Below are 26,159 nucleotides of genomic sequence, written 5' to 3' on the forward strand. Positions count from 1 at the left end.
CTCCGGTTGCCATGCCCCACGCCGACTTCATCCACCTGCGCGTCCATTCCGCCTATTCGCTGTCGGAAGGTGCGATCAAGGTGAAGGAGCTGGTCAAGCTCTGCCTGAAACAGCAGATGCCGGCCGTCGCGGTCACCGACACCGGCAACCTGTTCGGCGCGCTGGAATTCGCGCTGGCGGCGTCGGATGCCGGCGTGCAGCCGATCATCGGCACCGTGCTGGGCATCACCCGTGTCGGCCCGGCCCAGACCAAGCCCGGCCTGCCCGGCAAGGCGGCGGCCACCCCCGACCAGCTGGTCCTGCTCTGCCAGAACGAGGAGGGTTACCGCAACCTGACGGCGCTGGTGTCCAAGGCCTTCCTGGAGTCGGACCCGCTGGCCGGCCCGCAGGTGACGCTCGACGCGCTGGAGGGGCGGTCCGCCGGGCTGATCGCGCTGACCGGCGGCCCCGGCGGCTCGGTCGGCCGGCTTCTGCACGAGGGGCAGAAGGATCTGGCGCTCGACGTCCTGGAACGTTTGAAGCGCCTCTTCCCCGGCCGCCTCTATGTCGAGCTGCAGCGGCACGAGGGCGGGCGCGGCCATTTCGCCGCGGTGGAGAACGCCGTCGAGCCGGCGCTGATCGACCTCGCCTATGCCCACGACCTGCCGCTGGTCGCCACCAACGACTGCTATTTCGCCACCGAGGACATGTACGAGGCGCACGACGCGCTGCTCTGCATCGCCGAGGGCGCCTATCTCAGCCAGGAGGACCGCCGCCGCCTGACCCCCGACCACCGCTTCAAGTCGGCGGAGGAGATGCGGCTGCTGTTCGCCGATTTGCCGGAGGCGGTGGACAACACGGTGGCGATCGCCCGGCGCTGCTCCTTCCTGCTGAAGCCGATCAAGCCGATCCTGCCGCCCTTTGCCTGCGAAGGCGGCCGGACCGAGGATGACGAGCTGCGCGCCCAGTCGCGCGCCGGCCTGGAGATGCGGCTGGAGAAGGTCGTCTTCACGCCCGACATGACGCCGGAACAGCGCGAGGAGACCCGCAAGACCTATTTCGAGCGGCTGGAGTTCGAGCTGGATGTCATCGTCAAGATGAAGTTCCCCGGCTACTTCCTGATCGTGTCGGACTTCATCAAATGGGCGAAGAACCAGGACATCCCCGTCGGTCCGGGCCGCGGGTCGGGCGCCGGCTCCGTCGTCGCCTGGGCGCTGACCATCACCGACCTCGACCCGCTGCGCTTCGGCCTGCTGTTCGAGCGCTTCCTGAACCCCGAACGCGTGTCGATGCCCGACTTCGACATCGATTTCTGCCAGGACCGCCGCGAAGAGGTCATCCGCTACGTCCAGAACAAGTACGGCTACGACCGCGTCGCCCAGATCATCACCTTCGGTAAGCTCCAGGCCCGCGCCGTGCTGCGCGACGTCGGCCGCGTGCTGCAGATGCCCTACGGGCAGGTCGACAAGATCTGCAAGATGGTGCCGAACAACCCGGCCAACCCGGTAACCTTGCAGCAGGCGCTGGACAGCGAGGAGATGCTGCGGCAGGCGCGCGACGGCGACGACACCGTGCGCCACTTGATCGACATCGCGCTGAAGCTGGAGGGTCTCTACCGCCACGCCTCGACCCACGCCGCCGGCGTGGTGATCGGCGACCGGCCCCTGCAGGAGCTGGTGCCGCTCTACCGAGACCCGCGCTCCGACATGCCGGTCACCCAGTTCAACATGAAGTATGTCGAACAGGCCGGTCTGGTGAAGTTCGACTTCCTCGGCCTGAAGACGCTGACCGTGCTGAAGACGGCGGTCGACCTGATCCCCGAGAAACCCGACCTGACCACCGTCCCGCTGGACGACGAGAAGAGCTACCAGCTGCTCAGCCGTGCCGAGGCGACCGGCGTGTTCCAGTTGGAAAGCTCCGGCATGCGCGACGTTCTGCGCCGGCTGAAGCCGAACCGGCTGGAGGACATCATCGCGCTGGTGTCGCTCTACCGTCCCGGCCCGATGGACAACATCCCGAAATACATCCGGGTGAAGAACGGCGAGGAAAAAGCCGACTACATGCATGACAGCCTGGAAGGCATCCTGAAGGAAACCTTCGGGATCATGATCTACCAGGAACAGGTCATGCAGATCGCCCAGGTGCTGTCCGGCTATTCGCTGGGCGGCGCCGATCTTCTGCGCCGCGCCATGGGCAAGAAGATCAAGGAGGAGATGGACAACCAGCGCAAGATCTTCTGCGACGGCGCCGAGGCGCGCGGCGTGAAGGCCGATCTGGCCAGCATGATCTTCGATCAGGTCATGAAGTTCGCCGGCTACGGCTTCAACAAGTCCCACGCCGCCGCCTATGCCCTGGTCGCCTACCACACCGCCTATCTCAAGGCGAACCACCCGGTGGAGTTCATGGCGGCGTCGATGACGCTCGACCTCGGCAACACCGACAAGCTGAACGTCTTCCGGCAGGAGCTGGCCCGGCTGCGCATCAAGCTGCTGACGCCGGACATCAACAAATCCGACTCCATCTTCGGGGTGGAACAGCTGCCCGACGGCACCAAGGCGGTGCGCTACGCGCTGGCCGCCGTCAAGGGCGTCGGCCAGCCCGCCATGCGGGCGGTGGTGGAGGAGCGGCGGAAGAATGGCCCCTTCAAGAGCCTGTTCGACTTCGCCCGCCGCCTGGACCTCAAGACCATCAACAAGCGCCAGCTGGAGAATCTCGCCTGCGCCGGTGCCTTCGACGGGCTGAACCCCAACCGCGCCCAGGTCCATGCCGCGCTGGAGACCATCATCCGCTACGCCCAGGCGGAGGCGGCGGAGCGCGACAGCGGCATCGGCAACCTGTTCGGCGGCGGTGGCGGCGGCCTGCCCGAACCCGAAATGCCCAAGGTCAAGGATTGGGAACCGCTGGAAAAGCTGAAGCACGAGTTCGGTGCCATCGGCTTCTACCTGTCGGCCCACCCGCTCGACGCCTATTCCGGCCCGCTCGGCCGCATGAAGGTGGTGCGCTCCGCCGAACTGCAGACCGCCATCGCGAAGGGCGGCTCCACCCGCTACAAGATGGCGGGCATCGTCGTCTCGAAGAAGGAGAAGACCGCCAAGTCCGGCAACCGCTTCGCCTTCGTCGAACTGTCGGACGCCACCGGCGGCTATGAGGTGACGCTGTTCTCCGAGGTGCTGGCCGCCAACCGCGACCTGCTGGAGCCCGGCCGCCCGGTGCTGATGACGGTGGACGCCCAGCTGAACGGCGAGGAGGTCCGCCTGACCTGCCAGGAGATCAAGCCGCTGGAGGAGGCCGTCGCCTCGGTCAGCGCCGGCCTGCGCGTCGTCCTGCGCGACCCCGGCCCGATCGAGCATCTGCGCGCCACGCTCGACCGGCTGTCGCGCGGCAAGAGCCGCATCAACGTGCTGGTGGAGGTCGACCCGCTGAAGGAGATCGAGATCGAGTTGCCCGGCAGCTACACCATCACCGCCCAGAGCCGCTCGGCCCTGAAGGCGGTGCCGGGCGTGGTGGAGGTGGCGGAGCTTTGACCGGGACGGCGGCGCCCGCCTTCGGCCGCTTCATCGCCATCGACTGGTCCGGCGCCCGCGGCAAGCGCTACGCCGGCATCGCGGTGGCGGAGTGCGTGGTGGGCGATTCAGCACCCCGGCTGGTCGAGGGGCCCGGCGGCTGGTGGTCGCGGACGGCGGTGTTCGACTGGCTGCGCGCGGAACTGCCACGAGAACCCGCCTTGGTGGGGATCGACTGCGCCTTCTCCCTGCCCTTCGCGGTGGCGGCGCGCGGCTTTCCCGGCCGGGAAGCGACGGCGTTCGACTTGTGGGACGCGGTGGAGGAGATCTGCTCCGGCGAGCCCGACTTCGGCGGCGGCCCCTTCGCCAGCCATCCGCTGCATGGGCAAGGTTTCTGGCATGGCGGGCCGCAGCCGGACTGGTACGAGGACCCGCACCGCGCCACCGAATGGGCCTGCCGCGCCGACGGGCTGGGCCACCCGCAGAGCCCCTACAAGCTGATCGGCTCGCGGCAGGTCGGCAAGGGCGCCCTGGCCGGCATGCGGGTGCTGCGCGCCCTGCGCGCCGCCCTGCCCGGCCGGCTGGCGGTTTGGCCCTTCGAGGATCCGGCGCCGGGGCAAAGCGTGATGGTGGAGATCTACCCGCGCCTGTTCCTCAAGCATACCGGCTTCGGCCAGCGCAAGATCCGCGACGCCGCCGAAATGGACGAGGCACTGCGCCGGCTGGGCTCGCACCCTTTGCGGCGCTCCGGTATGGTCAGCGACCATGACAGCGACGCGCTGGTGTCGGCCGCCGGCCTGCGCTGGCTCGCGGCCAAGGCGTCGGCCTGGACGCCGCCGGGACTGGACGAAACCGCAAGGCGGCAAGAAGGGTGGATTTTCGGGGTGGGGACGACCGGATCATGACGGCAATCGGTATTGCGCCGGCACAACAGGACCTCGCGCGCAGCTCCCGCCGGCCGGCCATCGACGTGGCGCGCGGGCTGGCGCTGGTTGCGATGGCGGCCTATCACGGCAGCTGGGACGCCACCTATTTCGGGTTCGCCCGCTTCGACCTGCTGGGCGACCCGCTGTGGCTGGCGGCGCGCGCCGTGATCCTGTCGAGCTTCCTGCTGCTGGCCGGCATCGGGCTGGTGCTGGCGACCCGCGACGGGCTCGATCCGGGGCGCTTCCTGCGTCGTCTGGGACGGGTGGCGGCGGGAGCCGCGGCGGTGTCGGCGGCGTCCTATGCCCTGTTCCCCGACAGCCCGATCTTCTTCGGCGTGCTGCATCACATCGCGGTGGCGAGCGTCATCGGCCTCGCCTTCGTCCGCCTGCCGGCCGCCATGACCCTGGCGACGGCGGCTGCCGCGGTGCTGATCGGGACGACGCAAGGCCTCCCGCTGTTCGACAGCCCTTGGCTGCGCTGGATCGGGCTGACCACGGTGGCGCCGGACTCCAACGACTTCGTGCCGCTGCTGCCCTGGATCGGCAGCGTTCTGGCCGGGATCGGGCTGGCGCGGCTGTGGCCGGCGATGGGCGAGGGCGTCGAGGTGACCAGCGGCGCCGGGCGGCTGCTGGCCCTGGCCGGGCGGCACAGCCTCGCGGTCTATCTGCTGCACCAGCCGCTGCTGTTCGGCATCGCCTGGGCCGCGGCGCAGCTGTCGCCGGTGGAGACGCCTGCCGCACGCGATTTCCAGGCGGCCTGCGTGTCGAGTTGCGAGCGCGCCGGGGTGGCGTCGGCGACCTGCACCGCCAATTGCCGCTGCGTGCAGTCGGAACTGGCGCGGATCGGGGTGTGGGAGGGGTTCGTCGCCAACCGCCTCAGCGAGCGCGATCAGCGCGGGCTGGAGGCCGCGGTCGCCGCCTGCCGCAAGCCCTGACGGCTGCGATCGGAGCGGCCCCGGTTAAGACGGCCCGGAATCGGACTGCCCTGAGTCAGACAGACTGCCGCTTTTCCAGCAGGCCGCGCAGCAGGCTGGTCAGCGTCTCGGCCAGCTTGTACTGGTCGTCGCCCGCCAGTTCGGCGATGACGCCGGCGAAGTCGTTCAGCGGGTCGTGGCGCAGCAGTTCCAGCGCCTTCGGCGTCGGGTGCAGTTGGGTGACGCGGCGGTCCTCCGGAACCGGCACGCGGACCAGCAGCTCCTTGCCCACCAGCACCTCCACCATCTGCGAGGCGGCCCCGCGGGTGGTGGCGTGGAAGTCGGCGAAGGCCGACACCGTGCGCTGGCTGTTGTTGGCGCCGGCGAAATAGCGCAGCGCCGTCCACTGCGACGGCTTCAATCCGTGGGTATAACCCAGGCTGTCGGCGATGTGGGCGATCTGAAGCATGACGTCGGCGATGGCCTGCGGCGACGCGCCGCCGGCATGATCCGGTTCGGTGAAGTCCATGGCCGCTCCGATGGATCCGGCTCCCGTGACGCCGGCGCCGATGGATGCCGCGTTGTTCCGCGTCGCCATCCGGCCCGCAGCAACGCCGCGCACTTTTGCAAAGTCCATTTGTTCCACTCTATAAGGTTTAGTGGCTATACGATGGGCGTATCAAAAGGCAGGCAGCTATCGCTGTAAGGCGGCAGCCACGTCGATCATGACACCAGCACATATATTAGCGCGTTCAAACGAAAAACGGAACATCGAACACTTCATCTTTTTGTTGCAAATTGTCGCATCGCTTTGAGCCCGGCAAGAGAAGCTGAGTTCCCGGACCCCAGGCAAACGCAGGCGGAATCGGCATATCGGCCATGCCGACTCGCTTCGTCGCCATGTTTCACTGGCGTAATCTTCGATTCGGCGGTATACGCGCGCGATGACCACATCCCCCGTTCCGAAGTCCGCATCGCCGGCCGCCGCCCAGACCATGGGCGCCCCGAAGGTCGGCATCGTCAGCCTCGGCTGCCCCAAGGCGCTCGTCGATTCAGAGCGCATCCTCACGCGCCTGCGCGCGGAGGGGTACGAGATCTCCCCCAGCTACGACGGCGCGGACGTCGTTCTGGTCAACACCTGCGGCTTCCTCGACAGCGCCAAGAAGGAGTCGCTGGACGCCATCGGCGAGGCGATCAAGGAGAACGGGCGGGTCATCGTCACCGGCTGCATGGGCGTGGAATCGGACATGATCCGGCAAATCCACCCCGACGTGCTGGCCGTCACCGGTCCGCACCAGTATGAACAGGTGGTCAGCGCGGTGCATGACGCCGTGCCGCCGACGCACAACCCCTTCACCGATCTGGTGCCGCCGGAAGGGCTGCGGCTGACCCCGCGCCACTACGCGTACCTGAAGATTTCCGAGGGCTGCAACAACCGCTGCAGCTTCTGCATCATCCCCAGCCTTCGCGGCGATCTGGTCAGCCGGCCGATCCATTCGGTCCTGCGCGAGGCGGAGAAGCTGGCGGTCGCCGGCGTCAAGGAACTGCTGGTCATCTCCCAGGACACCAGCGCCTACGGCGTCGACGTGAAGTACAAGACGGAGAAATGGTACGACCGCGAGGTCCGCACCCGCTTCTTCGACCTGTGCAACGAGCTGGCGAATTTCGACCTGTGGGTCCGCCTGCACTACGTCTACCCCTATCCGCATGTGGACGAGGTCATCCCGCTGATGGCGGAGGGCAAGATCCTCCCCTATCTCGACATCCCGTTCCAGCACGCCTCGCCCACCGTGCTGAAGGCGATGCGCCGCCCGGCCGCCCAGGAAAAGCAGCTGGACCGCATCCGCAAGTGGCGTGACGAGTGCCCGCATCTGGTCCTGCGCTCCACCTTCATCACCGGCTTCCCCGGCGAGACGGAGGAGGACTTCCAGTTCATGCTGGACTGGCTGAAGGAGGCCCAGCTCGACCGCGTCGGCTGCTTCAAGTACGAGCCGGTTGAGGGCGCGACCGCCAACGATCTGCCCGGCGCCGTCCCGGAAGAGGTCAAGCAGGAGCGTTGGGAGCGCTTCATGGAGACGCAGAAGGCGATCAGCGCCGAGCGGCTCCAGCAGAAGGTCGGCTATACGCTGGGCGTGCTGATCGACGAGGTCGACGAGGAGGGCGCCATCGGCCGCTCCTACGCCGACGCGCCGGAGATCGACGGCAACGTCTTCCTGAACGGCGAGACCGGCCTGAAGCCGGGCGACATGGTCGACGTCACCATCGAGCATGCCGACGAATACGACCTGTGGGGCAGCGTCGAGCGCGACCTGTAACCCTGGCCAACCGCCAATGACACGCTGATGGAGAGCGCCATGCCCGTGACGCCGGACGATACCAGACTGATGGACGTCCAGCAGGGCGGGCGCTGCTTCTTCTGCGACGGGCCGGTGGGGGCGAAGGCCACCTTCGACCATCTGATCCCCCAGGCCTATGGCGGGATCGACGATCCGGCCAACGTCGTGCTGGCGCACCGCCGCTGCAACCAGCGCAAGGAAGACCGGCTGCCGACCGGGGAGGAACTCGACCGCTTCTTCGCGCTGCGCCGCTCCAGCCGGCTCGGCATCTGGCCTCCCTTGCGCGCGCTGCGCGATGCGGACGAGTGGGCGGCGGAGGAGGAGCGGTGGATGGCGGTGGCGCAGGCGATTGCCCGGCAAAGCTGAGGTCAACCGCAACCACGACCGAAACCAATGCCGGCCGATCCGGTTAAGGGGGGACACCTTATATAAGGGAGATTCCCGGATGACCGGCCAGCAGAACAAGCAACCCCACACCGAACAGACCGTCCGCCACACCGAGGGCGAGCAGAACACCGGCAACCACAAGAAGCCGGACGCCCCCGACGCCAAGGGCGCCGACCGCTTCGGCGGCACCCGCGCCGGTGCCGAAAACGTCGAACCCAAAAAGTAAGCGGCCGGAATAGGGCCTTTTCGGGCTGGCATCGCACCGCCGGCCTGTGCGAGATCCGGGGGACGGCATCCAGGGACCCAATTCTCCCTCGTGACCGCCCCCACTTCGCACCCGTGACCTGATGGCCCCTTCGATCTTCAAGCGCTACAAGCTCCACTTCACCCGCCCGCTGCCGGGTTTGCGTCCGGGACGGCCGGAACGCGACGCGATGGTGGAGCGGGTGCGGCGGCTGGCCAGCGAGAACGGCATGGCCGGCGACCTGCACACCATCGCCCCCAACGCCGGCTTCGGCATCCTCGAAATCCGCTGCACCGAACGTCTGGCCCGCCGCCTGTCCGACCTGTCGGAGATCGAAACCGTTCAGGAAGCCTGACCGATCCTTCCGAAAATCGGCGGGCCATCAGGACAAACCCCAAGGGTCCGCCCGGTCGAATCCGGCATCCGACCGCCCGGATTCGTGATAGTTTGAGCCTGAAGCATTGTTCGGGCCGCACCGCGCATTGGGACATGAGGGCGGCACATAAGGGCCGCATAAGAAGGGGGATTCGTGGGACGCTTCCTACGGGGCGCGCTGGTGATGGTCGTGGTGCTGGCCGCGTTGGCGGGCAATGCGGGCCACCGGATCTACCACGATTACCAGGACACGCTGCAGCGCCGCTTCGCCATGGTCCGGGACATGGCCCGGCTGGTCGACGACCATGTCCACCGCACGGTGCGCACCGCCGACGTTGCGCTCGACCAGACCGCTGCGATGGTGGCGGAAGCCGGCGGCCCGCAGAAGGTCCGCGACCTGAAACATTGGACCCGGCTGCGCGAATATGCCGCCCAGGTCGAGGGCGCCGACGCCATCTGGATCTATGACGCCGACGGCCGGGCCGTCCTCGAATCGGCCAGCTTTCCCAACCGCATCGCCGACTTCGCCGATCCGTCCGGGCTGGAGGCCCTGCGCGGCGGCGCGCGCCTGCATGTCGGTGCGGCGCAGACCGTCCGCAGCGGCGGCCAGCCTCCGGTCTTCCCGGTCTCGCGTCCCCTGTATGACGATGAAGGGCGTTTCGTCGGGATGGCGTCGGCAACGATCCGGGTGGACTCGCTGACAGATTTCTACGCCCTGCTGGGTGTCGAGTTCGATCCGCTGATCGGCGTCTACGGCCCGGCCGGCGAGGTCATCGCCCGCCGCCCGGCCACCCTGGAGTCGGCAGGCAAATCGGTGGCCGGCGGGCTGCTGTTCCAATCCAAGCTGCGTGAGGCGCCGGAAGGGCAGTTCCTGCTGCAATCGGTGCTGGACGGGGTGTCGCGCATCGCCGCCTACCGGACGGTGCGCGATTATGGTCTGGTGGTGCTGACCGGCATCGGCCGGGACGAGGCGATGGCCGACTGGCGCACCCGTACCCTGCACACGGTGTTGGAGACGATCGTCGGGTTGCTGGCGATCCTGGCGATGCTGGGCTGGGGCCTGCGCTACCTCGACCGCGAGCGCAAGGCGCAGGTGGCGCTGGCCGAGGCGCACAGCGCCGTGGAGCGGACCAGCGCCGAGCGCGACGAGACCGCGCGACTCGCCGCCGAGCTGGACAAGGCCCGCGACATGGCGGAGACCGCGCGCCGGGCCGCCGAGGCCGCCAACCATGACAAGAGCGAGTTCCTGGCCGGCCTGAGCCACGAGTTGCGCACGCCGCTGAACGCGGTGATCGGCTTCTCCGACCTGATCGCCCGCGAGGCGGAAGGGCCGGTCGGCACGCCCTCCTACCGGCAATATGCCGCCAATGTCCGCGATTCCGGCCAGCATGTGCTGGAACTGATCAACGAGATCCTCGACCACGCGCGGGCGGAAGCCGGGGCGCTGACGCTCGAGGAAGGACCTTGCGACCTGGAGGATGCCGCCGATTTCGCCGTGCGCATGCTGACCCCGCGGGCCGAGCACGCCGGCGTGCTTCTGTCGGCGGTGGTGGAACCGGCGGTGCGCAACCTGCACGGCGACGACCGCCGCATCCGCCAGATCCTGCTGAACCTGATCGCCAACGCGGTGAAATACACGCCGTCGGGCGGGTCGGTGACGCTGTCCGCCGCGCTGGACGACGGCGCGCCGGTGATCCGCGTCATCGACACCGGGCTTGGCATCCCGGCCGAGGATCTCGACCGCGTACTGGAGCCCTTCGCCCGTGCCGGGAACGCCGCCAACCGCGAGGTGGAGGGCGCCGGGCTGGGCCTGCCCCTGACCAAACGGCTGGTCGAACTGCATGGCGGCACCCTCTCTCTGCGCAGCACGCTGGGCGTCGGCACCACGGTGACGGTGCGCCTGCCGGCGAGCCGCCTGCTTCCGGCGGAGCCGGCCCCCAGGGAGACAGGGACGCCGCCGGTCAGGCCCCCCGCCCCGGATTCCGTCCCGGACATTGCCCCGAAGACCGCCCTGGATACTGCCCTGAATACCACCCTGGACTCTGCCGCGCCGCCTCCCGGTCCGGCCTCCGTTCCGTCCTGGGCGCCGTCCTCCGGGCCGCTGTCGGTCCTGCTGGTGGATGACGACCCGACGGTGCGCGACATGGTGGCCGGGCTGCTGCGCGGCTGGGGGCATCGGGTGATCGCGGCGGCCAACGCCAACGAAGCGCTGGTGGTGCTGGACGGGCCTGAGCCGCTGGACCTGCTGCTGAGCGACGTCGTCATGCCGCCGGGCATGGACGGGACGGAACTGGCGCGGCACGCCGCCCGCATGCGCCCCGGCCTGCCGGTGCTGCTGGCCTCCGGCTTCGCCGCCCATGCCGCCGGCACCCCGTCCGCCTTCGGCCCCGACGTCGCGATGATCGCCAAGCCCTTCGCCATCGACGACCTGCACCGACAGCTCGCCCGCATCGCCGCCCGGCAAGGCGGCGCCGCACGTCCGGCAACGGCCACCGGTCGGCCCTCCCCGTCCCCCGCGGCCCGTCCCGCCGCCCATCCGACCGCCCCTGCCACCGAAGAACGCTCCCCCGGACCGCCGCGCCTGCTGATCGCCGAGGATCTGCCGATCAACCGCGAACTGCTGGCCGCCCTGTTCCGCGACAGCGGTTACGCCATCGATCTGGTGGCCGACGGAGCCGCGGCGGTGGAGGCGGTGGAAGCCGGCGACTACGACCTCGTGCTGATGGACGTGCAGATGCCGGGCATGGATGGGCTGGAGGCGAGCCGCGCCATCCGCGCGATGCCGCCGCCGCGCGGCGACCTGCCGATCCTGGCGCTGACCGCCGGTTCGTCCCAGGAGGAACGGCGCGAATGCCGCGAGGCCGGGATGAACGGGCATGTCGGCAAGCCCTATGATCGCGAGGTCCTGCTGCGTCAGGTCGCCCGCATGCTGGACGCCACGCGGAGCCGCACCGGCACCGCCTGAGGTCGGCGCAGCCTGAAGCCGCTCAGCCTGAAACCGCTCAGGGCTGGTCGAACACCCGCGGGAAATGGGCGAGCCGGCGGCCGAACAGGCTCTGCGGCGCGGAGTCGGTCGCCGCCGGCGCCGTCTGCGCCTGCGCCATCGCGGGGGGCATCGCCGCGTTGGCCGGAAGCGCCGTCACCGGCAGGGGCGTGGACGACAACGCGCGCGCCGAGGTCGGGCGGGGGCGGCGTTCGGACTTCTCGGGCGGGGCGTAGAAATGCAGGGTCAGCTGGCCGTCGGCTTCCGCCGCATAGGGCAAGCCGGGGACCGTCCGGCGTTCGGTGCCGGGAAACACATACTGCTCACCTTGATCGGTGCGTTCGATATGCGGCATGACCGGTATCCTGTCTCCACCGCACCGATCCTGCCGTTCCCGCCCTTGCGGGTCAAGGCCGCGCTGCATCACGAAGGGCTTATCCGTTCGCCCCATCGTTCTGCGGGCGTTCTCCCCCCGGAAAGGCGCCCTTACGGGCGCAGCAGGGCGGCGACCAGCAGGTAGGACAGCCAGGCGACGATGCCGGAGGCGGGAATCGTCAGCACCCAGGCCCAGACGATTCGGCCCGCCAGCCCCCAGCGCACCGCCGAGGTGCGGCGGGCGGAGCCGACGCCGACGATCGCGCCGGTGATGGTGTGGGTGGTCGACACCGGAATGCCCAGCCACGTCGCGCCGAACAGGGTGATGGCGCCCGCCGTCTCGGCGCAGAAGCCCTGATAGGGCTTCAGGTCGGTGATGCGCGAGCCCATGGTGCGGACGATGCGCCAGCCGCCCATCATCGTGCCCATCCCCATCGCCAGCTGGCAGGCGATGATGACCCAGAAGGGGACGTGGAAGGTATCGCCCAGCATGCCCTGGCTGAACAGCAGCACGGCGATGATGCCCATCGTCTTCTGCGCGTCGTTGCCGCCATGGCCCAGGCTGTAGAGCGCCGCCGACACCAGTTGCAGATGGCGGAACTGGCGGTCGACCGTGAAGGGAGCGGCCCGGCGCAGCGCCCAGGACGCCACCAGCATCAGGAACAGCGCCAGCAGCAGGCCGATGCCGGGCGACAGCACGATGGCGACCGCCGTCTTGGTGAAGCCGCTGGCGACGATGGCGCCGAATCCCGCCTTGGCGATGCCGGCCCCGGCGATGCCGCCGACCAGCGCGTGCGACGAGGAGGACGGCAGCCCGAGATACCAGGTGATCAGGTTCCAGCCGATGGCGCCGATCAGCGCCGCCAGGATCACCGCCGGGTCCATCACCAGCGGATCGACCAGCCCGGTGCCGATGGTGGTGGCGACATGCAGGCCGAAGAACAGGAAGGCGATGAAGTTGAAGAAGGCCGCCCACAGGACCGCCAGCTTGGGCGACAGCACGCGGGTCGACACCACGGTGGCGATGGAGTTCGCCGCGTCGTGCAGGCCGTTGATGAAGTCGAAGGCGAGCGCCACCAGAATGATGAGGACGATCGCCGGCAGACCGAGTTGCAGGGCCTCCATCGACGCGGCCTCAGACCTGATCGAGCGTGATGCCCGCGACAAGGTCGCCGACGTCGTCGCAGCGGTCGGTCACCGCCTCCAGCATCTCGTACAACTCGCGCCGGCCGAGGAAGGCGATCATGTCCGGCTTCTCCGCGATCAGCGCCTTCAGCGCCTCGCGCAGCACGTCGTCGGCCTCGTCCTCCAGATCGGACAGCCGGCCGCAGAGATGGTCGATCCGTTCGGCGTTGCGGGCGATGGCGCCCAGGAGCGGCATCAGTTCCAGCAGCACGTCGGCCTGCTGGCGGATCAGGGCGACGAAGCGGCGCATCGGCTCGTCGAACACCTCGACGCCGTACAGGCCGGCATGGCGCGGCACCTCGTCCATCAGGTCGATGGCGTCGTCCAGCGCGTTGATCAGCGACAGGATGTCCGACCGGTCGAACGGCGTGATGAAGGCGCGGTGCAGGTCGCGCCCCGCATCCTTGGCGACGCGGTCGGCGTCCTTCTCCACCCGCTTCAGCGCCGCGATCTTCTGCGTGCGGTCGTCCGGTCCTGCGTCCATCACCGCTTCCAGGGCAGCAGCGGCGGCCACGATGTGACGGGCCTGCTCGACGAACTGGTCGACGAAGCGTTCCTCCTTCGGCATCAGCGAACGGAATGCGCGCAGCAGCATGGGACGGTGACTCGCCTGTATCTGGATAGGGGACTGGTGAGATTTCGGGCTGCTCTTACCACGCTTCGCGGTGCGGTGCAGCGGCGGCATGTCATGTAAACGCCATGAAAACGTCATTCGGTAGCAAAATCGCCACAGGTCGCGGCATTTCGCCGCTTTTCCCGCCACCGCACCGGCCGGACCGCGCGCCATGAGGGGGGCCATGGAAAGCCGCCCGCCGCCTCCCCAAATCTCCCGAAGCCCCCTCTTCGACCGCAGGTCCTCCCGCATGACGTGCCCGACCAATCAATTCCGATACCTTGCGTTGCCAGCAATCATCGCCCTGCTGCTGAGCGCCGCGCCGCTGCACGCCCAGACGGCACCTCCCGCGGCACCTCCCGCGGAGGAACCGGCCGGCCGCTGCAGCCCCACCGTCTCGGCCGCGCTCGGCGCCTGGGACACCGGTCTGGCGGCGGCGGAGCGGTTCGGCGACAAGGCGGTGGCGGTGGCGCGCGAGAAGGGGCGGGAATATCTGCTGCCGCTGCTGGGCATCGACCCGAAAACGGCGCAGCCCGATGCCAGGGGCGGCGACACGACCGATGATCTCGGCCGTGCGCTGGAGGAAAGCCGCGACGACCCGCAACGCCGCGCCGCGCTCTGCGCCGCCATCACCCGCGCCGCCGACGAGGCGAAATCCTCCGCCGGCGCCGGGCTGGACGCGCTGAGGCGCGCGCTGGACACTTGGCAGCTTTCGCCGCCCGCCACCCCGGCTCCGGTTCCAACCCCGGCCCCGGCCCCGCCGAAGCAGGACGGCCTGATCCGGACCTGACCGGCGGCAATCGCCGCCTCCACCCCATGGGCAAAACCGCTCCCGGCGCAAGAGGGGATTGCCGAAGGATCGGGCCGGAATTTGCCGCGTCAGACCCGCGAAACGGTCACAGGCGGAATAATTCGCCCCGACCTATGTTCATGCTGGTATCGGCCGGCCTGCGGCGGCATCGTCAAAGCGTTTTCGCCGAAACGGGCGCCGGGACGTGCGATGTGGCACCATCGTTGAATTGTCACAGCCGAACGTCATAGGCACCGTTGTGGAAACCGGTCCGAAGGTCTAGTCTGTTCGTGTTCCCAACAAATTCCCGAACATGGGAAGGTGCCATCCATGAATCTGCACAGTCTGGCCAGCGACATGGTTCAAACCGTCCTGGCTTGTGAAAAGGCGCTCCCCGGTCGGGCGAACGCCGATGACCAAGATCTTGCCCGGCACATCCTGGTCGAACCCGACCACGCCTGGCACGTGTGCGAGACCTACGCCCGCGCCGTCTGCATTCCGGTCGAACAGCTCCCGGTCAGCCAGCTCCGCGGCCTCATCAGCGACATCGTCCTGTCGAAGCTTCCCCGTTACGACTGAGTTTCTCGATCCCTAGGGCCGGCACCGTATCCGGCGATGGCCGGAACGATCCGGGTTTTCCAATCCCGCACTCCAAGTTCCGTGGTGCCACCATGGCGATCGAGCTTCATTCCTTCACCGTAACGCTGGCCGTCGCGGATGCGACCGGTTGCGCCAGCGCCGCCGAACACCGCGCCCGCATCTGGAGGGCCGTGTCCGAACTGTCGGCCGCCGTCCGCAATGCCGGCATGGCGACCGAGGCCCGTTTCCGCGGCCAGGACCGCCAGGGCCATGTCCTGTTCGAGGCGACCGACACCGGCGCCGCCTTCCTGCGCGGCCTTCCCGTCATCGCCAGCGTCGACGACGCGCGCAGGAACGGCGGGCGCGTCCAGCTTCGCCACTGAGCGGCCGGCGACTCCGCCGGCGCCGAGAAAACGAAGGCCCGCCGCTCCGATCCGGGGCGGCGGGCCTGTTCGTTTTCGGCGATTGCGGGAGCCGTTCAGCGTGCGCGATGCCGCAGCGGCCGGACGTTGCTTTCGGTCTCGACCTCTTCCTCGGCTGGGCGCACCTTCTTCAACTGGACGATGAAACGCTCGGCACCATTCTCCATGACGGCGATGCCGGTCAGGCCATGCGCCCAGTCACAGGGAACGACGTGGATTTCCTTGATGGTGGCGGTGCCGGCCGCCAGTTCCGCACGGTCAAGGACCACGTCCCCGACCCGGAATCCCAAATAGGCGTCGATCAGCATTCTGTTGGGCGTCCGTCTTCCGTTTCAGGCCACGCACCGGGTCCGGCACCGACGGCCGGTCTCCCTCACGATGGACCATCTTGCCATAGATTGGACCGTTCGTGGCGCTTTCCCAGCGAGGACGACGCAGTAAACCGACCGGGACCCCCGTTTGCCCCACGCTTCCGGTCCAAAACGGGAAGCGCGGAAGCGGCCGTCCCCGTACGAGGGAGGAGACGGAAACGGCCGCTTCAGCGATCCCGACCCTGAGCGGATGCCCAAGGCCGGGAGCAGGAACGCCGGCCGTCGCACCAGCGGCGACCGGGACGGCGGCGTCCGGCAGGCGCAGAATAGTTCGAACGCCGAACCATGTGCGCCCCCTACCTTCGTTCAGCGCTGCACAGTTTTTGGGCAACATCGAGCCCGGCCGTTGTTGGCGGCTGGAGCATTGAGATAGGCTCGCTCCCATGCCCTCTCCCGGGACGGGAGAGGGAGATTCCTTCCCTCCCACAACAGGTCCGTCGGTCGTGCAGAGTTGGCTGGTGCTGGCCGTTTCGGCGGCCTATCTGGGGGTGCTGTTCGCCATCGCCTGGTGGGGCGACCGCCGCACCGCCGGGGGTGGGCTGCTGTCGGCGTCGCCGCGGACGGCCGCCATCCTCTATGCGCTGACTCTGTGCATCTACAACACCAGTTGGAGCTTCTACGGCTCGGTCGGGCGGGCGTCGGCCAGCGGCTTCGATTTCCTGCCGATCTATCTGGCGCCGATGATCCTGCTGCTGGCGGCGCGGCCGGTGCTGACCAAGACCATCGCCATCACCAAGGCGCAGAACGTCACTTCCATCGCTGACTTCATCGGTGCCCGCTATGGCAAGAGCCAGGCGGTGGCGGCGCTGGTGACGCTGACCGCGCTGGTCGGCGTGCTGCCCTACATCGCGCTTCAGCTGAAGGCGGTGGCCGCCAGCTTCGACGTGCTGACGGCGCCCTCGCTGGCCGCCCCGGCCGCCCTGCCGCCGCCGATCTGGGGCGACACCGCCTTCGCTGTGGCGCTGTCGATGGCGGTCTTCACCATCCTGTTCGGCGTCCGCCACATCAACGCCAGCGAGCATCACCGCGGTCTGATGCTGGCCATCGCCTTCGAGAGTCTGGTGAAGCTGACCGTCTTCGTGGCGGTGGCGGCCTTCATCGTCTGGGGCATGTTCGACGGTTACACCGACCTGCTCGCCCGGCCGCAGGCCGACCCGCTGCTGTCGCCCGACTTCACCGACCCGACCTGGTGGTCGAACACGGCGATCTCGATCATCGCCTTCCTCTGCCTGCCGCAGATGTACCATGTGATGACGGTCGAGAACGACAGCCCCCGCCATCTGCGCGCCGCCGCCTGGATGTACCCGACCTACCTGCTGGCGCTCAGCGCCCTGATGATCCCCATCGCGGTGGCCGGTCTGATCACCTTCGGAGATGGCATCAACCCCGACACCTTCATGATCACCCTGCCCATCGCGGCGGGGGCCGGCGGCTTCAGCCTGCTGTCCTTCATCGGCGGCCTGTCGGCGGCAACCGGCATGGTCATCGTCGCGGCGGTGTCGCTCAGCACCATGCTGTGCAACGACGTGGTGATGCCGCTGCTGCTCAGCCGTCCCCGCTTCGCCGCCCGCGTCGGCCGGCGCGACATGGTCGGCACGCTGCTGCTGGTGCGGCGGCTGTCGGTGCTGGGGATCCTGCTGCTCGCCTATATCATGCACCGGCTGGTCGACCGCGATTACCCGCTGACCGTCATCGGCCTCCTGTCCTTCGTCGCGGTGGCGCAGTTCGGGCCGGCCTATTTCGGCGGGCTCTACTGGCCGCGCGCCAACCGGGTGGGGGCGCTGGCGGGGCTGGGCGCTGGCTTCCTGCTGTGGGTCTACACGCTGCTGGTGCCGTCGATGGGCGGCATCATCCCGGTGTCGGCCGATTTCCTGGATTTCGGTCCCTGGGGCATCGGCTGGCTGCGCCCGCAGGCGCTGTTCGGGATCGACGGGCTGGACCCCATCTCCCACGCCAGCCTGTGGAGCCTGCTCGCCAACCTGGTCGCCTTCGTCGCCGGATCGCTGCTGGCCCGCCCCAGCGCGGTGGAGCGCACCCAGGCCGTCTTCTACACCACCGCCACCGCCGACCGGGACGAGGACGACACCCCGCAGGCTCTCGCCAAGCTGGCCGACCTGCGCGCGCTCGCCATCCGCTTCGTCGGGGCGGAGCGCGGCAACGCCGCCTTCGACGCTTATGCCGCCGGCCGCAAGGGCGAGGCTGGCCCGGCCGACCTCGACGCCGTCCGCTTCACCGAGACGCTGATCGCCGGCGCCATCGGCGCCGCGTCGGCGCGGGTGGTGATGGCCGCCTCGCTGCAGGGCCGCTCGTTGTCGCGCGGCGACGCCATGGCGATGCTGGACGAGGCGTCGGAGGCGCTGCGCTTCAACCGGAAACTGCTGCAGGCGACGCTGGAGAACATCGGCCAGGGCATCTGCGTGATCGACGCCGATTACCGCATCGCCGCCTGGAACCAGCGCTATCTGCAACTGCTCGACCTGCCGGCCGACATGGTGCGGGTGGGCGTGCCCTTCGCCGACCTCGTCCGCTTCAACGAGCGGCGCGGCGAATACAGCGCCCACGACATGAAGGCGCTGCTGACCAACCGCGACACCGCCAACCAGCAATGGCCCTACCGTTACGAGCGCCGCCGCCCCGACGGCACGGTTCTGGAGATTGTCGCCAACCCGCTGCCGGAAGGCGGCTACGTCTCCACCTACACCGACGTGACCGAGCGCTACCGCGCCGCCGAGGCCCTGCGCGAGGCCAACGAAAGCCTGGAGCAGCGCGTGCAGGAGCGCACCGACGCCCTCCAGCAGGCGAAGGCGGAGGCCGAGACGGCCAACGCCAGCAAGACCCGTTTCCTCGCCGCCGCCAGCCACGACCTGCTGCAGCCGTTGAACGCCGCCCGCCTGTTCGTCTCGGCGCTGGAGGAGAGCATGCGAGGGGCCCTGCCGACGCCCGAGCAGCGGTCGGCCGAATGCGGCATGATCGACAACGCCGCCGCTTCTTTGCGCTCGACCGAGATGCTGCTGGGCGGGCTGCTCGACATCTCCTCGCTGGACGCCGGCAATGTCCGGGTGCAGATGCGCAGCTTCGCCATCGACGAGCTGCTGGGCGGGCTGGGGGTGGAGTTCTCCGCCCTGGCGCAGGAACGCGGGTTGAGACTGAAGGTGGTGGGATGCGGCGCCGTGGTGCGGTCGGACCCGCAGCTTCTGCGCCGCATCCTGCAGAACTTCCTGTCCAACGCCATCCGTTACACGCCGAAGGGTCGGGTGCTGCTCGGCTGCCGGCGGCGCCGCGACCCTGTTCATGGCGACCGCCTGCGCATCGAGGTGTGGGACACCGGCCCCGGCATCCCCGAGGCCAAGCGCCGCGAGGTGTTCGAGGAGTTCCGCCGGCTGGGCGGCGAGAATGGCGGCGGCAACCCGGCCGACAAGGGTCTTGGCCTCGGCCTCGCCATCGTCGACCGCATCGCCCGGCTGCTCGGCCATCCCGTCACCCTGCGCTCCACCGTTGGGCGCGGCACCGGCTTCGCGGTGGAGGTGCCGTTGGAGCAGGCCCGCGCCACCCCGGTCGACCGCCCGGTCTCCACCCCCGCCGCCCTGTCCGCCGGGCTGCTGGTCCTGTGCATCGACAATGAGGAGCCGATCCTCGCCGGCCTGCGCGCCCTGCTCGGCCAATGGGGCTGCCGGGTGGCGACGGCGTCGGACGTCACCGGGGCGCTGGCGGCGCTCGCTCCCTTCGACGGGGCGCTTCCCGACGTGGTCTGCGTCGATTATCACGTCGGTGACGGCCAGACGGGGCTTGCGGTTCTGGAGCGGTTGCGGGAATTGTGGGACCGTCCGGTCAAGGGGCTGCTGCTGACCGCCGACCGTTCCGAAGCGGTGCGGGCCGAGGCGGAGCGTTGCGGCTGCGGCGTGCTCTACAAACCGGTGAAGCCGGCGTCCTTGCGCCGCTTCCTGAACGGGGCGGCGCTGCAGACGGCGGCCGTGGCCGAGCGATAAGGCCGGAACCGGACAAAAGCCGGGCGGCCGCAAATGGGGGGAGTGCGGAAACCATGGGCGAGGACAGCGCGGTAAGCGAACCAACGACGTCCGGACAGGCGACGGCTACAGAAGCGGCCACTGAAACGACGATCGTCATCGGCGACGACCATCCGCTGGTCCAGGCCGCCTTGCGCGACGCGCTGGGCAAGGCGATGCCGGAGGTGCGGGTGATCGAATGCCCGGACCTCGACTCGGTGATGACCGCGGTGGGACGGCAGCCGGACGACATCGACCTCGTTCTTCTCGACCTCAACATGCCCGGCACCAACGGCTTCGCCGGCCTGTTCCTGATGCTGGCCCACCACCCGACCGTGCCGGTCGCCATCCTGTCGGCCCTGCAGGACTCCGACACCATCCGCCGGGCGCTCGCCTATGGCGCCTCGGGCTACATCCCGAAATCGCTGTCGATGCCGGCGATGGCCGACGCCATCCGCGCCATCCTGTCCGGCGAGACCTGGGCGCCGCCGCTGTCCGCCGCCTCGTCGGAAGCCGACGAGGCCGACGCCGCCCGCCGCTTCGCCTCCCTGTCGCCGCAGCAGCTGCGCATCCTGACGATGATCGTCGACGGCAAGCTGAACAAGCAGATCGCCGGCGAGCTGAACGTGTCGGAGCAGACGGTGAAGGTCCACGTCTCCAGCATTCTGCGCAAACTGAACGTGGTCAGCCGCACCCAGGCCGCCGTCGTCGCCGGCCGGCTGGCAGTGGGCGGAGATGTGCTGCGGTGATGCCCGCCTCTTTCCACTGACTGCAACCCGAGCGCCGCCATGGTCCTGCTGCTCAGCCTGTCGCTGACCCTGTCGCTGGTCGTCCTGCTCGGTGCCGCGGCGATGGAGCGGGCGGCGATCCTCGGCCGGATCAACGGCGCCAACGGGTTGACGATCCTGGTGGCACTGATCGTCTCCGCCGCCGCCTCCCTTGTCGTTTCCCTGCTCGCCGGCTGGATCGGCGGTTGGAGCGCGCTGTTGGCGGTCCTGGCAGGGTCGGCCCTCTACCACTGGGCAATGGCGAAGCTGCTGCTGGGCGGCTTGCAGGCCCTCGCCTCGCGCATCGCCGCCGGCGACCGGGCGAAGTCGCCGTCGCGCTGATCAACCCCGCCCAAGACTCACCCCTCTTCGACAACGCTCTTCGGTAGTCATCCCCGCGAAGGCGGGGATCCAGCAAGCTCCGCAGGTAAGCCGCTGAACCGTCTGGATTCCCGCCTTCGCGGGAATGACGGCCGATGGACGGATTGCGTCTCCGACAAGACACTCCGTTCTTCCTTTGTACGCATAAGCTGGCGGTTGGCACGCGCCTTTGCTAAGCTGCCGCCACGATGATCACCGCCCTGCACAGCGTCTGCCGCGACTGCGCCGCCGCCCCCCCAAGCGCAGAGCCGGGTGAACTGACGCGCTGCCCGAAATGCGGCAGCCGGCGGCTGTTCCGCCATGCGGAGCTGCACAGCCTGTCCATCGGCCACATCGACTGCGACAGCTTCTATGCCACCGTGGAAAAGCGCGACCGGCCGGAGCTGGCCAGCCGCCCGGTGATCGTCGGTGGCGACGACCATCGCGGGGTGGTGGCCGCCTGCTGCTATGTCGCGCGCATGTCCGGCGTGCGCTCCGCCATGACGATCCGCGAGGCGCTGGACCGCTGCCCCGACGCCACCATCATCCGCCCCAACATCGCCAAGTATAAGGAAGTCGGCCATCAGGCCCGCGCGATCATGGAGGCCTTCACCCCCCTGGTCGAGCCGATCAGCATCGACGAGGCCTATCTCGACCTCACCGGCGTCGAGGACCGCCTCAGCATCAGCCCGGCCCAGGCGCTGGTGGAGATCGTCCGCCGCTTCGAGCGGGAACTGCGCATCACCGCTTCGATCGGCCTCAGCTACAACAAGCTGCTGGCGAAGATCGCGTCGGACCTCGACAAGCCGCGCGGCTTCTCGGCGCTGGGCCGGGCGGAGGCGGCGGCCTTCCTGGCGCCCAAGCGGGTCACCATCCTGTGGGGCGTCGGCCCGGCGCTGGAGCGCAAGCTGTTCGCCGACGGCATCACCCGCGTCGGCGACCTGCAGGACAAGGACGAGCATTGGCTGGTCAAGCGCTACGGCGCCATGGGCCGGGTGCTGTACAGCTACGCCCGCGGCGAAGATTCCCGCCGGGTGCATCCGGAGTCGCCAAGCAAGAGCATCTCGTCGGAGGAAACCTTCGACTGGGACGTCACCACCCTGCCCGCCCTGGCGCAGGAGTTGCGCCCGCTGGCCGACAAGGTCGCCCGCCGGCTGGAGCGCGAGGGGCTGCTCGGCCGCAGCGTGGTTCTGAAGCTGAAGACCAAGGATTTCCAGCAGCTGACCCGCTCCCGCCGGGTGGAGCCGACCCGCTCGGCCGACGCGATCCTCGCCGCCGGCATCGCCCTGCTGGAGCGCGAGGTGGACGGCCGCGCCTTCCGCCTGATCGGCATCGGCTGCACCGACCTGACCCACCCGGAAACCGCGCCGGATCCGGAACTGGACCTGTTCGGGTGAGAGGGAACATGAAAGATCAGCGGCCTTGGCACAGGGCGTGTTTCCCATCGGACGGCACGAACCGGTGCAACGTCGCGAGGCTATAGCCGCCCAGCCGACGAAGCGGTTGTGAAGCGTCTTGCATGCAGTCGCTGTCCGACCGCGGATCATGCGGCGACGGCGCCCCTGTCCGCAATGGAAGGCTCTACCGCCAAAACGGTAAGGGTCTTCGCCTCGCCATCGCGCGTGTACCATGTGATCGACTGTCCTTCCGCGACGCCAATGAGGGCCGCGCCAATGGGGGTCAGCACCGACACCCGACCGGCCGCGAGGTCGGCATCACCCGGATAAACCAGGGTGACAGTCCGCTCCTGTCCGGTCACCTCGTCCCGGAACGCCACGCGCGCGCCCATCGTGACCACCGTCGTCACGAGTTCGCTGGCATCGATCACCGCAGCGCGCTCCAGTTCGACCGTGAGGTACGCGTATACATCGGGCAACCTCTCGGAAACGGCCTCCACCAAAGCCGAGAGGCGGTCATGGTCGGTGGCGGTCAGCACGATGGGCGGAAACTGGTCTGCGGAACGCATCGAGGTCTTCCTTCGCTTTTCTCGGCATGCACAACCGACTGCCAGGCGGCGCCCCCCGGTGGACGCCTCATCGGTCATGCAGCGGTTGCACGTGATAAACCCGCTACCGCATGGATGCGGTTCGAGCGGCTCTCTTGGATTTGGAGACGATGTTGGCCCCGGACGGTCCGGGGGCCTTGCCTCAGGCGACCAGATCCGGGGCGAGTGGGCCTGCGTGAACGCGGCCTGCACGCAGGAGGTTACGGATATGGCGGGGCGGCAGTGTCATGGTTCCCCGAGCTTGGACAGGTTCGCTCCGGAATTCAAGGATTACACGATCACGACGGTGGCACGCGGCCCCCACTCCCTGAAGCAAGCCCTTCCTGAGCGAACCTGCCCCTTGGGCGAGAGGAAGACGTTCCCTCAACGGTCAGTCCGCCTGCTCCTCCAGCACCGGCAGGCTGCCCGGCCGCACCACGCTGCGGATGGCGAAGCTCGACTGGATGCGCACCACGCCGGGCAGGCGCGACAACGAGTCCTTGTAGATGCGGTCGTAATCGGCCGGGTCCTGCGCCACCACCCGCAGCAGATAGTCGGAACTGCCCGACAGCAGATAGCATTCCCGCACCTCCGGACAGCGGCGGACGGCGGCGTCGAAGCGGCGCAGGTAATCGTCGGTCTGCCGTTCGAGCGTGATCTGGACGATGACCGTCACCGACCGCTCCTCGTCCGCCGTTTCGATGATGGCGGTATAGCCGCGGATCACGCCGGAATGCTCCAGCATGTGCAGGCGGCGCAGGCAGGCCGATGGCGACAGCCCGACCTCCGCCGCCAGCTTGGCGTTGCTCATCCGGCCGTCCTTGCGGAGAAGGCGCAGGATCTTGTGGTCCAGGGCATCCAGGGCGTGCATGCAACTTTATTCGAAGACGTGGAGGATCGTGCGAAAGCACCACCACACTATGGGGGATTCATGCAAGGCTTTGCAGAGATTCTCTCCGTCCGCCGGCCGTATAGTGACTTTACTGAGACAATCAGCCAGACCGATGGTTTCCCCGGATACCAGATCAGGCGGATTGGCTGGAGCAGTCGCTCGGATCGGGGAGTTCTCGCATGGTCACGCGCATCGGCGTTCCCAAGGAAATCAAGAACCACGAGTACCGCGTCGGGCTGACGCCGGCCTCGGTCCGCGAACTGGCGGCGGACGGCCATGCCCTGCTGGTGCAGAGCGGCGCCGGTGCCGAGATCGGCTTTTCCGACGAGGCCTACCGCGCGGCGGGGGCCGAGATCGCCGGCTCCGCCGAGGAGGTCTTCGCGAAGGCCGACCTTATCGTGAAGGTCAAGGAACCGCAGCCGGCGGAATGTCGCAGGCTGCGGCCGGATCAGGTGCTGTTCACCTACCTGCACCTCGCCCCCGATCCCGAACAGGCGCGGCTGCTGATGGAAAGCGGCTGCACCGCCATCGCTTATGAAACCGTCACCGACCGCGCCGGCCGCCTGCCGCTGCTGGCACCAATGTCGGAGGTCGCCGGCCGCATGGCGATCCAGGTCGGCGCCGTCGCCTTGCAGAAGAGCAACGGCGGCTCCGGCATCCTGCTCGGCGGCGTGCCCGGCGTGCTGCCCGGCAAGGTGCTGGTCATCGGCGGCGGCGTGGTCGGCGCCAATGCCGCCCGCATGGCGATGGGGCTGGGCGCCGACGTCACCATCGCCGACCGGTCGATGCCGCGGCTGGCCCAGCTCGACGACCTGTTCGGGCCGCGGCTGAAGACGGTCTATGCCTCCGCCGACGCGCTCGACCGGCTGGTCGCCGACGCCGATCTGGTGGTCGGCGCCGTGCTGGTGCCGGGAGCCGCCGCGCCGAAGCTTGTGCGTCGCGACCAGCTGGCCGGCATGCGCCGCGGGTCGGTGCTGGTGGACGTCGCCATCGACCAGGGCGGCTGTTTCGAGACCAGCCACGCCACCACCCATTCCGACCCGACCTATGTGGTCGACGGCGTCGTCCACTACTGCGTCGCCAACATGCCGGGCGCGGTCGCCCGCACCAGCACGGAGGCGCTGAACCACGCCACCCTGCCCTTCGTCCAGGCGCTGGCCGGCAAGGGCTGGAAACGGGCGCTGGCCGAGGATCCGCACCTGCTGGCCGGGCTGAACGTCCAGGCCGGCCGGCTGACCTATCGGGCGGTGGCCGAGGCCCTGGGACAGCCCTTCACCGACCCCCGAGACCTAGTCGGCGGATGATGTGAACAGCTGTTGACAAGGATCTGAACGATGTTTCCCACACAGACAAATCCGAGAAATTTTCATCGGAACATCTCCATGCGTTCAGAATGATTGTTGTTTTTTTCGGCCCGCGGAAAGAGAGTGTTGCGCCTACTGATCAAGTTGCATTACCTGTCTGTGTCAAGAAAACTGACAGCATACGCAACCGGCACCTAAGTGCCGGGGCCGAAGACAAAGAACAGTTTTGAACAGGGTAAGGCGCGGCGCCTTTTGCCGACTGGTCCGGACCGGGCGGTCATTCCGTCCGATCTGAGCCGAGATTCACAACAAGATGTCCGGCAGCGATGCCGGTGGGGACGCCACGGCCGCCGGCCGTGCCGCGCAAGTGGGAGCTGTTGGCTATGGTCGAACGACGGAACGCCGCTCGGGTGCAGAACCGCACCCCCGCGCTGTCGTCGCATATCCGGACGACGGAAGGCCCGACCTTGGGCCGCCGGACGATTCCGAGCCGACACATTCAGACCCGCCAGACGCAGACCCGCAGCGGTCCCCGATAACGAATTCGCCCGAAGCCCCGCCGGATCCCGCATCCGGCGGGGCTTCGGCAAGAACCGGGTGCGGCGGCGGGGTTCCAAGCGTCCCCTGCCTCGGTCCTGGATGTTCTCCCCCGTTCATCCGGATCGGAACTCCGCTGCCGCACACGGCTTAATTCAAGTCTTGAGCACCAAGTCTCGCGTGCCTGCCTAATCGGTGTCCTGGGAGAGTGGGAGAAGCCTGTCTGATGGATTATTTCATACAGCAATTGATCAACGGCTTGTCGCTTGGGGCGATTTACGGCCTGATCGCGATTGGCTACACGATGGTGTACGGCATCATCGGCATGA

23 protein-coding genes and 1 pseudogene are annotated in these 26,159 nt (G+C 68.5%); 17 read left to right on the plus strand and 7 right to left on the minus strand.

Features of this window, described 5'->3' with window-relative positions:
* Positions 1–11 precede the first annotated feature (11 nt).
* The 3 genes from dnaE to TSH20_RS19130 are packed head-to-tail and all read left to right on the plus strand — an operon-like array spanning position 12 to position 5,343.
* Complete coding sequence (dnaE, locus tag TSH20_RS19120; RefSeq protein WP_109076195.1) at positions 12–3,503, plus strand: DNA polymerase III subunit alpha; 3,492 nt, start codon at positions 12–14, stop codon at positions 3,501–3,503.
* Entirely contained in the window at positions 3,500–4,387 is an 888-nt protein-coding gene (locus tag TSH20_RS19125) for a hypothetical protein (protein ID WP_109076196.1), read from the plus strand. The genes dnaE and TSH20_RS19125 overlap by 4 nt, the downstream gene beginning before the upstream one ends.
* Positions 4,384–5,343 (plus strand): heparan-alpha-glucosaminide N-acetyltransferase, encoded by a 960-nt coding sequence (locus TSH20_RS19130; RefSeq protein WP_109076197.1) that lies wholly within the window; start codon positions 4,384–4,386, stop codon positions 5,341–5,343. The genes TSH20_RS19125 and TSH20_RS19130 overlap by 4 nt, the downstream gene beginning before the upstream one ends.
* Before the next feature lie 55 nt (positions 5,344–5,398).
* Here TSH20_RS19130 and TSH20_RS19135 read toward each other — a convergent pair whose 3' ends face one another.
* Positions 5,399–5,851, minus strand: a complete 453-nt coding sequence (locus TSH20_RS19135; protein WP_109076220.1) for a MarR family winged helix-turn-helix transcriptional regulator — start codon at positions 5,849–5,851, stop codon at positions 5,399–5,401.
* 466 nt (positions 5,852–6,317) lie between these two features.
* Here TSH20_RS19135 and rimO point away from each other — a divergent pair, with 466 nt between their 5' ends.
* The 5 genes from rimO (at position 6,318) to TSH20_RS19155 (ending at position 11,629) form a co-directional block, all read left to right on the plus strand.
* A complete protein-coding gene (gene rimO, locus TSH20_RS19140) occupies positions 6,318–7,637 on the plus strand; it encodes a 30S ribosomal protein S12 methylthiotransferase RimO (protein ID WP_109076221.1) in 1,320 nt (439 codons plus the stop codon).
* A 39-nt stretch (positions 7,638–7,676) separates the two neighbouring features.
* A complete protein-coding gene (locus TSH20_RS19145; protein WP_109076198.1) occupies positions 7,677–8,024 on the plus strand; it encodes an HNH endonuclease in 348 nt (115 codons plus the stop codon).
* 79 nt (positions 8,025–8,103) lie between these two features.
* Complete coding sequence (locus TSH20_RS35320; protein ID WP_167393469.1) at positions 8,104–8,271, plus strand: hypothetical protein; 168 nt, start codon at positions 8,104–8,106, stop codon at positions 8,269–8,271.
* Positions 8,272–8,392: 121 nt separating this feature from the next.
* Positions 8,393–8,644, plus strand: coding sequence for a hypothetical protein (locus tag TSH20_RS19150; protein WP_109076199.1), 252 nt, complete (start codon positions 8,393–8,395; stop codon positions 8,642–8,644).
* Between the two features lie 174 nt (positions 8,645–8,818).
* A complete protein-coding gene (locus tag TSH20_RS19155; RefSeq protein WP_109076200.1) occupies positions 8,819–11,629 on the plus strand; it encodes a response regulator in 2,811 nt (936 codons plus the stop codon).
* A 37-nt stretch (positions 11,630–11,666) separates the two neighbouring features.
* Here the strand turns inward: TSH20_RS19155 and TSH20_RS19160 are convergent, their stop codons facing one another.
* The 3 genes from TSH20_RS19160 to TSH20_RS19170 all read right to left on the minus strand — a co-directional run bounded on the left by TSH20_RS19160 (position 11,667) and on the right by TSH20_RS19170 (position 13,802).
* Positions 11,667–12,002 carry a hypothetical protein gene (locus TSH20_RS19160; RefSeq protein ID WP_109076201.1) on the minus strand — a complete coding sequence of 112 codons (336 nt, stop codon included), beginning with the start codon at positions 12,000–12,002 and terminating at the stop codon, positions 11,667–11,669.
* 131 nt (positions 12,003–12,133) lie between these two features.
* Positions 12,134–13,147, minus strand: coding sequence for an inorganic phosphate transporter (locus TSH20_RS19165; protein ID WP_109076202.1), 1,014 nt, complete (start codon positions 13,145–13,147; stop codon positions 12,134–12,136).
* A gap of 10 nt (positions 13,148–13,157) precedes the next feature.
* Positions 13,158–13,802, minus strand: a complete 645-nt coding sequence (locus TSH20_RS19170) for a DUF47 family protein (protein ID WP_109076203.1) — start codon at positions 13,800–13,802, stop codon at positions 13,158–13,160.
* Positions 13,803–14,106: 304 nt separating this feature from the next.
* Between TSH20_RS19170 and TSH20_RS19175 the strand changes: the two genes are divergently transcribed.
* From TSH20_RS19175 to TSH20_RS19185, 3 genes are all read left to right on the plus strand, one after another.
* Positions 14,107–14,610, plus strand: coding sequence for a hypothetical protein (locus TSH20_RS19175; protein WP_247871703.1), 504 nt, complete (start codon positions 14,107–14,109; stop codon positions 14,608–14,610).
* Between the two features lie 330 nt (positions 14,611–14,940).
* Positions 14,941–15,189, plus strand: a complete 249-nt coding sequence (locus TSH20_RS19180; RefSeq protein WP_109076205.1) for a hypothetical protein — start codon at positions 14,941–14,943, stop codon at positions 15,187–15,189.
* A 92-nt stretch (positions 15,190–15,281) separates the two neighbouring features.
* Entirely contained in the window at positions 15,282–15,572 is a 291-nt protein-coding gene (locus TSH20_RS19185) for a hypothetical protein (protein WP_109076206.1), read from the plus strand.
* Between the two features lie 95 nt (positions 15,573–15,667).
* Here the strand turns inward: TSH20_RS19185 and TSH20_RS19190 are convergent, their stop codons facing one another.
* Positions 15,668–15,919, minus strand: a complete 252-nt coding sequence (locus TSH20_RS19190) for a hypothetical protein (RefSeq protein ID WP_109076207.1) — start codon at positions 15,917–15,919, stop codon at positions 15,668–15,670.
* A 506-nt stretch (positions 15,920–16,425) separates the two neighbouring features.
* On the opposite strand from TSH20_RS19190, the gene TSH20_RS19195 reads away from it, so the two are divergent.
* The 4 genes from TSH20_RS19195 to TSH20_RS19210 all read left to right on the plus strand — a co-directional run bounded on the left by TSH20_RS19195 (position 16,426) and on the right by TSH20_RS19210 (position 22,510).
* Positions 16,426–19,968, plus strand: a complete 3,543-nt coding sequence (locus tag TSH20_RS19195) for a NahK/ErcS family hybrid sensor histidine kinase/response regulator (protein WP_109076208.1) — start codon at positions 16,426–16,428, stop codon at positions 19,966–19,968.
* 53 nt (positions 19,969–20,021) lie between these two features.
* Positions 20,022–20,735: a response regulator transcription factor gene (locus tag TSH20_RS19200; protein WP_109076209.1), complete on the plus strand. Its 714-nt coding sequence runs from the start codon at positions 20,022–20,024 to the stop codon at positions 20,733–20,735.
* 39 nt (positions 20,736–20,774) lie between these two features.
* Positions 20,775–21,095, plus strand: a complete 321-nt coding sequence (locus tag TSH20_RS19205) for a hypothetical protein (protein WP_109076210.1) — start codon at positions 20,775–20,777, stop codon at positions 21,093–21,095.
* A 227-nt stretch (positions 21,096–21,322) separates the two neighbouring features.
* Positions 21,323–22,510 carry a DNA polymerase IV gene (locus TSH20_RS19210; protein ID WP_109076211.1) on the plus strand — a complete coding sequence of 396 codons (1,188 nt, stop codon included), beginning with the start codon at positions 21,323–21,325 and terminating at the stop codon, positions 22,508–22,510.
* Between the two features lie 146 nt (positions 22,511–22,656).
* Here TSH20_RS19210 and rnk read toward each other — a convergent pair whose 3' ends face one another.
* Positions 22,657–23,079 (minus strand): nucleoside diphosphate kinase regulator, encoded by a 423-nt coding sequence (gene rnk / locus TSH20_RS19215; RefSeq protein ID WP_247871704.1) that lies wholly within the window; start codon positions 23,077–23,079, stop codon positions 22,657–22,659.
* Positions 23,080–23,488: 409 nt separating this feature from the next.
* Positions 23,489–23,968, minus strand: a complete 480-nt coding sequence (locus TSH20_RS19220) for an Lrp/AsnC family transcriptional regulator (protein WP_109076213.1) — start codon at positions 23,966–23,968, stop codon at positions 23,489–23,491.
* A 200-nt stretch (positions 23,969–24,168) separates the two neighbouring features.
* On the opposite strand from TSH20_RS19220, the gene ald reads away from it, so the two are divergent.
* Positions 24,169–25,293: an alanine dehydrogenase gene (gene ald, locus TSH20_RS19230; RefSeq protein ID WP_109076214.1), complete on the plus strand. Its 1,125-nt coding sequence runs from the start codon at positions 24,169–24,171 to the stop codon at positions 25,291–25,293.
* A 763-nt stretch (positions 25,294–26,056) separates the two neighbouring features.
* Positions 26,057–26,159 (plus strand): annotated as a pseudogene (locus TSH20_RS35720) (branched-chain amino acid ABC transporter permease LivH); the annotation flags it as partial.

It is taken from the genome of Azospirillum sp. TSH20, assembly GCF_003115935.1.
Lineage (GTDB): Bacteria > Pseudomonadota > Alphaproteobacteria > Azospirillales > Azospirillaceae > Azospirillum.

What these genes read in the sequence shown, in the direction of transcription:
- dnaE (WP_109076195.1), top strand. Translation starts at nt 12, where the DNA reads ATGCCCCACGCCGACTTCATCCACCTGCGCGTCCATTCCGCCTATTCG.
- TSH20_RS19210 (WP_109076211.1), top strand. Translation starts at nt 21,323, where the DNA reads ATGATCACCGCCCTGCACAGCGTCTGCCGCGACTGCGCCGCCGCCCCC.
- TSH20_RS35320 (WP_167393469.1), top strand. Translation starts at nt 8,104, where the DNA reads ATGACCGGCCAGCAGAACAAGCAACCCCACACCGAACAGACCGTCCGC.
- TSH20_RS19220 (WP_109076213.1), bottom strand. Translation starts at nt 23,968, where the DNA reads ATGCACGCCCTGGATGCCCTGGACCACAAGATCCTGCGCCTTCTCCGC.
- TSH20_RS19185 (WP_109076206.1), top strand. Translation starts at nt 15,282, where the DNA reads ATGGCGATCGAGCTTCATTCCTTCACCGTAACGCTGGCCGTCGCGGAT.
- TSH20_RS19165 (WP_109076202.1), bottom strand. Translation starts at nt 13,147, where the DNA reads ATGGAGGCCCTGCAACTCGGTCTGCCGGCGATCGTCCTCATCATTCTG.
- TSH20_RS19160 (WP_109076201.1), bottom strand. Translation starts at nt 12,002, where the DNA reads ATGCCGCATATCGAACGCACCGATCAAGGTGAGCAGTATGTGTTTCCC.
- rimO (WP_109076221.1), top strand. Translation starts at nt 6,318, where the DNA reads ATGGGCGCCCCGAAGGTCGGCATCGTCAGCCTCGGCTGCCCCAAGGCG.
- rnk (WP_247871704.1), bottom strand. Translation starts at nt 23,079, where the DNA reads ATGCGTTCCGCAGACCAGTTTCCGCCCATCGTGCTGACCGCCACCGAC.
- TSH20_RS19145 (WP_109076198.1), top strand. Translation starts at nt 7,677, where the DNA reads ATGCCCGTGACGCCGGACGATACCAGACTGATGGACGTCCAGCAGGGC.
- TSH20_RS19200 (WP_109076209.1), top strand. Translation starts at nt 20,022, where the DNA reads ATGGGCGAGGACAGCGCGGTAAGCGAACCAACGACGTCCGGACAGGCG.
- TSH20_RS19180 (WP_109076205.1), top strand. Translation starts at nt 14,941, where the DNA reads ATGAATCTGCACAGTCTGGCCAGCGACATGGTTCAAACCGTCCTGGCT.
- TSH20_RS19205 (WP_109076210.1), top strand. Translation starts at nt 20,775, where the DNA reads ATGGTCCTGCTGCTCAGCCTGTCGCTGACCCTGTCGCTGGTCGTCCTG.
- TSH20_RS19190 (WP_109076207.1), bottom strand. Translation starts at nt 15,919, where the DNA reads ATGCTGATCGACGCCTATTTGGGATTCCGGGTCGGGGACGTGGTCCTT.
- ald (WP_109076214.1), top strand. Translation starts at nt 24,169, where the DNA reads ATGGTCACGCGCATCGGCGTTCCCAAGGAAATCAAGAACCACGAGTAC.
- TSH20_RS19170 (WP_109076203.1), bottom strand. Translation starts at nt 13,802, where the DNA reads ATGCTGCTGCGCGCATTCCGTTCGCTGATGCCGAAGGAGGAACGCTTC.
- TSH20_RS19135 (WP_109076220.1), bottom strand. Translation starts at nt 5,851, where the DNA reads ATGGACTTCACCGAACCGGATCATGCCGGCGGCGCGTCGCCGCAGGCC.
- TSH20_RS19130 (WP_109076197.1), top strand. Translation starts at nt 4,384, where the DNA reads ATGACGGCAATCGGTATTGCGCCGGCACAACAGGACCTCGCGCGCAGC.
- TSH20_RS19150 (WP_109076199.1), top strand. Translation starts at nt 8,393, where the DNA reads ATGGCCCCTTCGATCTTCAAGCGCTACAAGCTCCACTTCACCCGCCCG.